This is a genomic window from Agrobacterium sp. 33MFTa1.1 (genome assembly GCF_004328495.1).
GTDB classification, from domain to species: Bacteria; Pseudomonadota; Alphaproteobacteria; order Rhizobiales; family Rhizobiaceae; genus Agrobacterium; species Agrobacterium pusense.
On the sequence record NZ_CP036359.1, the window covers coordinates 2061798 to 2068443 of the forward strand.

At 57.4% G+C, this 6646-nt stretch carries 6 protein-coding genes and 1 pseudogene; 2 read left to right on the forward strand and 5 right to left on the reverse strand.

The annotated features are described in order from the left end of the window. Window positions 1-70: 70 nt before the first annotated feature. Window positions 71-1654 carry a Na+/H+ antiporter gene (locus EYD00_RS23250; protein WP_022563962.1) on the reverse strand — a complete coding sequence of 528 codons (1584 nt, stop codon included), beginning with the start codon at window positions 1652-1654 and terminating at the stop codon, window positions 71-73. 258 nt (window positions 1655-1912) lie between these two features. Between EYD00_RS23250 and curA the strand changes: the two genes are divergently transcribed. Both curA and EYD00_RS23260 read left to right on the forward strand, forming a co-directional pair. Then, on the forward strand, window positions 1913-2938 hold the full coding sequence (gene curA / locus EYD00_RS23255; protein WP_022563963.1) for an NADPH-dependent curcumin/dihydrocurcumin reductase: 1026 nt from the start codon (window positions 1913-1915) through the stop codon (window positions 2936-2938). Further along, window positions 2935-3897: a D-2-hydroxyacid dehydrogenase family protein gene (locus tag EYD00_RS23260; RefSeq protein WP_022563964.1), complete on the forward strand. Its 963-nt coding sequence runs from the start codon at window positions 2935-2937 to the stop codon at window positions 3895-3897. Before curA ends, EYD00_RS23260 begins: the two co-directional genes overlap by 4 nt. A gap of 134 nt (window positions 3898-4031) precedes the next feature. Here EYD00_RS23260 and EYD00_RS23265 read toward each other — a convergent pair. The 4 genes and pseudogenes from EYD00_RS23265 to EYD00_RS23280 form a co-directional block, all read right to left on the reverse strand. Then, window positions 4032-4131: pseudogene (locus tag EYD00_RS23265) on the reverse strand (alpha/beta fold hydrolase); the annotation flags it as partial. Window positions 4132-4526: 395 nt separating this feature from the next. Continuing rightward, window positions 4527-5186, reverse strand: a complete 660-nt coding sequence (locus EYD00_RS23270) for an outer membrane protein (protein WP_022563966.1) — start codon at window positions 5184-5186, stop codon at window positions 4527-4529. Window positions 5187-5394: 208 nt separating this feature from the next. Beyond that, a complete protein-coding gene (locus tag EYD00_RS23275) occupies window positions 5395-5778 on the reverse strand; it encodes an ester cyclase (RefSeq protein ID WP_034497755.1) in 384 nt (127 codons plus the stop codon). Between the two features lie 106 nt (window positions 5779-5884). Then, window positions 5885-6514 (reverse strand): histidine phosphatase family protein, encoded by a 630-nt coding sequence (locus tag EYD00_RS23280; RefSeq protein WP_034497753.1) that lies wholly within the window; start codon window positions 6512-6514, stop codon window positions 5885-5887. Window positions 6515-6646: the final 132 nt, after the last annotated feature.

The window sequence follows — 6646 nt, forward strand, 5'->3', positions numbered from 1 at the left end:
TGCGATGCTTTCCTTGGCTTCCTGCTGCTTATAGGTGCTGGTTTCCTTAAGTTGGAAAGCATCCAGCCAGTCACGCCTTCGCAGAAATTGCGCCGAGCTCTTCAAGATCGAGATCATGCTCAAGCTCCCTTAGAGTTTCATCGTCGATCTTTCCTTCGCGTCGCAGACGAATAAGTTCCTTTCTGCCGGCGGCGACAGCCTGAAGAACGACATCGAAGTGGGCATGAAGAAGTGGCGAATATTTCTCGGTACTTTCGGCGTATCTGACACTTGCTGCCAGCCGGTGTTCGTATCTCTTCAGGAGTTGGGGATGGATGAGTTCCCCACTTTCGTCGTAGGCAAGCCCCTGAACGGCTGCGAGCTGGACCTGCGCCATGGCGGCTTCAGCCTCACTCATCGTCATCGGTGCGCGCTCCGGTTCGATATTGCCAAGCCCCGCCCAGGCGATAATCCACCCAAGCGTCGTTCCCTGTATGAGAACGGTTCCCACGATAACCGCGAATGCCATGACCAGAATGAAGTCACGTCCGGGAAAATCCTCCGGCAGGCTGAGCGCAAGTGCCAGCGTCACGACGCCGCGCATGCCTGCCCAGCCGAGCGCCGTCACCCCTCCTGCTCCGAGGGGCGTCGAGCGAGCGACCTTGACCCCGTGAAAAAACCTGATGACCAGATCCGATGTGAATATCCACACGAACCGCGCGATGACGAGCGAAACGAGGATTGCGGCCGCGGGGAGTGCCATCGAACCAACCAGTGAGCCAAAGCCGCCGCCACGTTCAACGACGTCCCGCAGCGATAGTCCTATCAGGATGAAAACCATAGCCTCCATCAGGAAAACAAGGACGTTCCAGAATGAGGTGCCGCGCATTCGCGTCGCCGCAGAAAAGACGGTGTGCTGATGCCATGACGCTATCAGCCCGGCCGTTACGGTGGCGATTACACCGGACGCATGGATCTGTTCCGCCAAAAGATAGGCGATCCATGACAAGATTGCGGTGGCGGCAATGATGAGGTACTCGTCGCCAAGGTGCCGGACGAGCTTTACCCATGCGAAGCCAACGACCACGCCGGTTGCGGCGCCTCCAAGGGCCAGAAAAATGAAGGTGCCGATCGCGTCGGTGGTGCTGAATGTACTTCCGGCCGCAGCCGCTACAGCAAAACGAAAGAGCACGAGCCCGCTGGCGTCGTTGAGAAGGCTCTCACCTTCAAGAAGGATTTGCAGACGCCTCGGAATCTTAACCCTTTCCAGCACGGCACGGGCTGACACGGCGTCCGGAGGTGAGACGATGGCGCCAAGGGCTGCGCAGGCCGCCCATGGCAGAGACGGCATCAGGAGGTGGACAACGACCGCGATGACGATTGTCGTGAACAGCACTGCACCGATCGCGAGAGATGCAATTCCGAAGACGTGTCGTTTCAGGCGATCGACGGCGATCGACCACGCTCCGTCGAGAAGCAGTGGCGGTAGAAAGATAACAAGAACCAGTTCCGGATTGACAGCGATCGTGGGCAAGCCGGGAAGGAACGCCAGCGTTCCCCCGCCCACCAGTAGCGCTACCGATGGCGGCAGGCCCATGCGATGTGCGATGTAGTGCAGCACGATGATGGCGAGAAACATCGCGATCACGAGTTCGAAGAGATGCGTACCGTCCATATGCGCCCCCAATCCGCGTCGGACTCACATCAAATGACGAGATTTGCGAAAAAGCAACGCAGTCATTTTTGCTGGTTTGACTGAGTTCCGGCAATTATCACCGGTTCTTTAGGCAGCGCCGCACATCAAAATGATCTACAACCCAAAACGCAAGCACATCAGGAATGGGATGCCGCCACCCGTGGAGTTCGAGAAGCGGTGGAATATCCAAGCCGAGGGCGGCCCAAGACTTGGGCTAATAAACGAGGAACGAACCTTATGATGACGATAAAACGTATTGTGCTGGCAAGCCGACCCTTGGCAGAACCATCGCATGAAAATTTCCGCCTTGAGGATGCCGAGCTGCGCGAAGCAGCCGAGGGCGATGTCACGGTCCGCGTTCTCTATCTTTCGCTCGACCCTTACATGCGTGGGCGTATGAGCGATGCCAAATCGTACGCGGCGCCTGTACCCATCGACGGTATCATGGAAGGCGAGACGATCTGCGAGGTGGTGAAGTCACGGCACAACGGTTTTGCGCCCGGCGACATCGTGCGCGGGCGGACCGGTTGGTGTACGGGGGCGGTCATCAATGGGGACTTGCTACGAAAGGTCGAGACGCACGGCGCGCCGGTCACGACCGCGATCGGCGTCCTTGGCATGCCGGGATTTACTGCATGGAGTGGTCTGAAGTTCATTGGCAAACCGAAGCAGGGTGAGACGGTTGCTGTCGCTGCAGCCTCTGGCCCCGTTGGTTCCATGGTCGGACAGCTTGCAAAGCTTTACGGGGCGAGGGCAGTCGGTATAGCCGGTGGGCCCGACAAATGTGCATTCGTGAAGGATGAACTTGGCTTCGACAGCGTGGTTGATCATCGCTCGGAGAATTTTGTCAGCGATCTGAACGCGGCCTCTCCAAACGGGATTGATGTCTATTTCGAGAATGTCGGAGGACGCGTCTGGGATGCGGTACTGCCTCTTCTAAACCAGTTCGGGCGTGTTCCCGTCTGCGGCCTCGTTTCTCAATATAACGGTGCAAACTCGTCGCAGACAGACCGTCTTCCGGCAACGATGTCGGCGATCCTGAGACAGAGCCTTCTCGTTCGAGGTTTCATCCAGACTGAATTTGCGGCCGATCATTTCAATGACTTTCTCGCGGAGATTGGCCCAAGGGTCGCTAGCGGCGAGATCAGGTACCGCGAGGATGTCGTCGATGGATTGGAGAATGCTCCTGACGCCTTCATCGGCATGCTGAAAGGCAAGAATTTCGGCAAGCTTATCGTCAAAATCGGTGGCGTCGTCTCATGAGCCGCCATGACGTAAGAAATATCGCGGTTTTGGATGATTACCAGAATGTGGCGATCACCAGCGCCGACTGGTCGCCATTGAAAGACTGTGCCGAAATCACGATCTTCAATGACCACATCGCGGACGAAGAACGCCTGGTTGATCGTCTCTTGCCGTTCGATGCTGTCTGCGTCATGCGCGAACGGACGCCGCTGCCGCGACGTGTTCTCAAGCGCCTGCCGAACCTGCGGTTCATCGCAACGACTGGAGGGCGCAACGCCTCAATCGACCTTGCCGCGGCCCGTGATCTTGGCATCGTTGTTTCGGCGACGGGTGCGAACGGATCGGGCGCCCCGGAGCTGACTTGGGCACTCATCCTTGCGGCGGCACGCCATATTTCCACAGAAATTGCCTCGTTTCGGAGTGGTGGCTGGCAAACCACGGTCGGGCGCGACCTTTCGGGCAGCACGCTGGGTGTCATCGGTCTGGGCAGGATCGGCCGCCAGATCGCAAAGGTCGGGCTTGCTTTCGGTATGGACGTGATCGCCTGGAGCCAGAATCTGACCGATGAGGCGGCAGAAGCTGCCGGTGTGCGACGGGTTGAAAAAGAGACGCTTCTTCGCGAGTCCGACTGGGTGACGTTGCATCTTGTTCTGTCGGAGCGAACGAAGGGCGTAATCGGTCAGGAGCAGCTGGCTTTGATGAAGCCAACAGCCTGGCTCGTGAATACGTCACGAGGTCCGCTTGTCGATGAAGGAGCTTTGATCGCTGCCCTGGAAACCAAGAGGATCGCAGGTCTTGCAGTGGACGTGTTTGATCATGAGCCTTTGCCCAGTAATCATCCGCTTCGGACTTTTGGCAATGTGATCGCGACGCCTCATATCGGGTTTGTTACCGAAAACTCATATCGGATTTTCTATCGAGATACCGTGGACAATCTCGTCGCATGGCTGAACGGAACGCCACTGCGGGTTTTGTGAACTTCCGAGTTGACCCTTGGTTCCCGTCGCACCGCCTGGCGGCACCATCTGGCCTCGCCCAAATAATAATGCGGCCGAATGATCGGCCACATTCTGATGTCACAAAAGTATCAGCCCTTGATGAGGGCCAGCAGGTCGGCGATCGGAACGATCTGGTCGTCTTCACCGTGCAGAACAAGCGTCGGAACGGAGATTCTTCAGGTTCTCGGTCTGGTCGGTTTCCGAGAAGGCCTTGAAGGAACGGGAACTTTAGGTGCTGCTGGAGGTGCTGCGTGGCACGAGAATGCTCTACCAACTGCAAAAATCGGCGGACGGATGCGCAGATGCTGTGGGACTTGCTGCGGCGTCAATTGCCGCGGATGGCGCTGCGTGGTGCCGATCGTCAACTGCTTGAGGATTCGCTCAAAGGGAAGATCATGGATGAGACCGGCTGAGCGTCTGCTGGCGGAAGAAGGAACGTGTCCGTCCGCGTTCGGTCCTGGTCGGCATGTTCAGTAATTGTGCTGCGGATACGCTGACGAACCGGTTGCCCGCACTTGCCGGCCCCGGTTCCTTGCTGCCGCTTTTAAAAAGGTACAGGAAAAAGCCCGGCACGAAGGCCGGGCTTTTGTTGTTGCTGTCCAGGTGGATCAGAACTTTACGCCGAGGCCGACGCGGATTGCATGCTGGTCGACATCCGCGTTGATTGCAGCGCCACCGAAGTTGAAATCCTTGTCGCCGAAGTCGGTGTAACGGTACTCAACGCGTCCGAACACCATGTCGGTAAATGCATAGTCGAGACCAACGCCGACGGTGTAGCCATTGAAGGTTTCCTTCACGTCGGCAATGCCCGGGACTTCCGCATAGCCGCGAGCATAGGCCCAGCCTGCGGTACCGTATACCAGTGCACGGTCAAATGCGTATCCGACCCGGCCGCGAACCGAACCCTGCCAGTCAAACCCGTAGTCGAAGCCTGTGCCGAGAATGGTGGCGGAATCATCGCCCCAGTTCTTTTCGAAGTCAGCCTCAAGGCCAACGACCCAGCTGTTGCCAAGGTCATAGTTGAAGCCGACGAAACCGCCGGCGAGAGCGCCGTCGAAGTCTGCGGACGTTTCGCCGGGAAGGCCGACGATCGAAGCGTCATTGTTGTTCCAGCCGTAACCTGCCTGGACACCGGCGGTAAATCCGGTCCAGCTGAACAGCGGCGCAACCTCTGCTGCCGGGGCTGCAGGTACTTCTGATACGGCATCGGCCGCCATTGCAGTCGATGCCGCGAGCACGAATGCGATAGTCGATACGATTTTCTTCATAGTCTCTGAACTCCCTTACATGAGAGATCATTTATATGCCTTTTGCCTAAGAAATGATGTAACCTTTGTGCAACGCCTACGATCCGTGCAGCGGTCTGCATAAAATCGAGGCTGCCCGGGCGCGGTGGGAAGTCGCTTGCGCTCGCGCTCGTCAGGATAATTTTACAGGCCTTTGCCGGCAGCCGATGTCTTTGCAAGGCCAGGGCTCTCAGCCAAGCTGACGTTCGATTGCGGGCTTGTCGATGACCGACCAGACCCTGCGGATTTTCATGTGCTCAAATTCGTAGAACACATGCTCGCAGAACTGAACCCTCCTGCCATTGACCGGAAGGCTCATGAAGGTGGATTTGGGCATGCAATCGAACGGAAGCCGGGCGGCAACCCGTGTCGCCTCGATGACAAGGATCTCTGCCTCGAACCGCAGGTCGGGAATGTCGGCAAAGTCGTTTTCCAGCATGTCGCGATAGCCCGACAATCCGAATGGTCGGCCGTTGTGTTCGACATTGTCGGCGACGAAGGTTCCGAGTTCATCGAAAGCCTGACGGTTGAGGCAGTCGAGATAGGAAAGATAGATATCCTGAAGTGTCGGCATGTGTTTCTCCGTATCGATCGAAGGGTCGAGCCTGCTTCGGCGCCGAGGTCGATGTCAGCAGTTTGCGCGTTGCTCGCGGTCCGTTGGGACAGCGAACTGTGCTCCGTCATTGAACACGTGCAGGTATGGACGGGGAACCGGTGACGAGATCGCACCTGCCATCGTCTAGCCGGTAAAATCCATCCTGCGGAACGGGCAGTTCGAGCATCTCCCGCTTTGAAAGTCCGAGAAACACGCCGCGAAGGATCCGCCCGAACAGACCATGGGAAATGACGATGGTCGGATGCCGGATATCCCAGATCCATGACGTCGCGCGCTTGCAGGCGTCATCGAAACTTTCGCCGTCTGGCGCCCCGAAATACCAGTCGAACGCGTTTGTCCCGTCAAGATGGCCGGGAAACTCGTTGTCGATCTCAAATCGCGTCATCCCGTCCCAGGAGCCGGTCGTAACCTCAACCAGTCGGTCATCTTCTATATACGGGAGTGGCACCTTGGCCTGTACGCGGTCCGCGGTCTGGCGCACGCGCCCAAGCGGACTGATCTGCATCTGGAACAACTGGTCATCGTTGCAGAGCGTTTCGCGGAGCAAGTGAGCTACATGATCCGCCTGCTCGATGCCACGCTGCGTGAGAGGTGAATCCAATTGTCCTTGAAACCGGCCAAGAGAGTTCCAGACGGTTTCGCCGTGACGAAGGAGGTAGATGGTCGGTAGAGCCACGCTTGTTTCATCCTGCACATTCGTTATCGATTGCTTTCATCCAAAGCATCGATACGGAAACGTGCCGATTGCAGCGCATTGATGACCGATTGCAAAGCCTGGCCCTTGTCCATGCCTGACATTGACAGGACATGGTGCTCGAAGGCACCA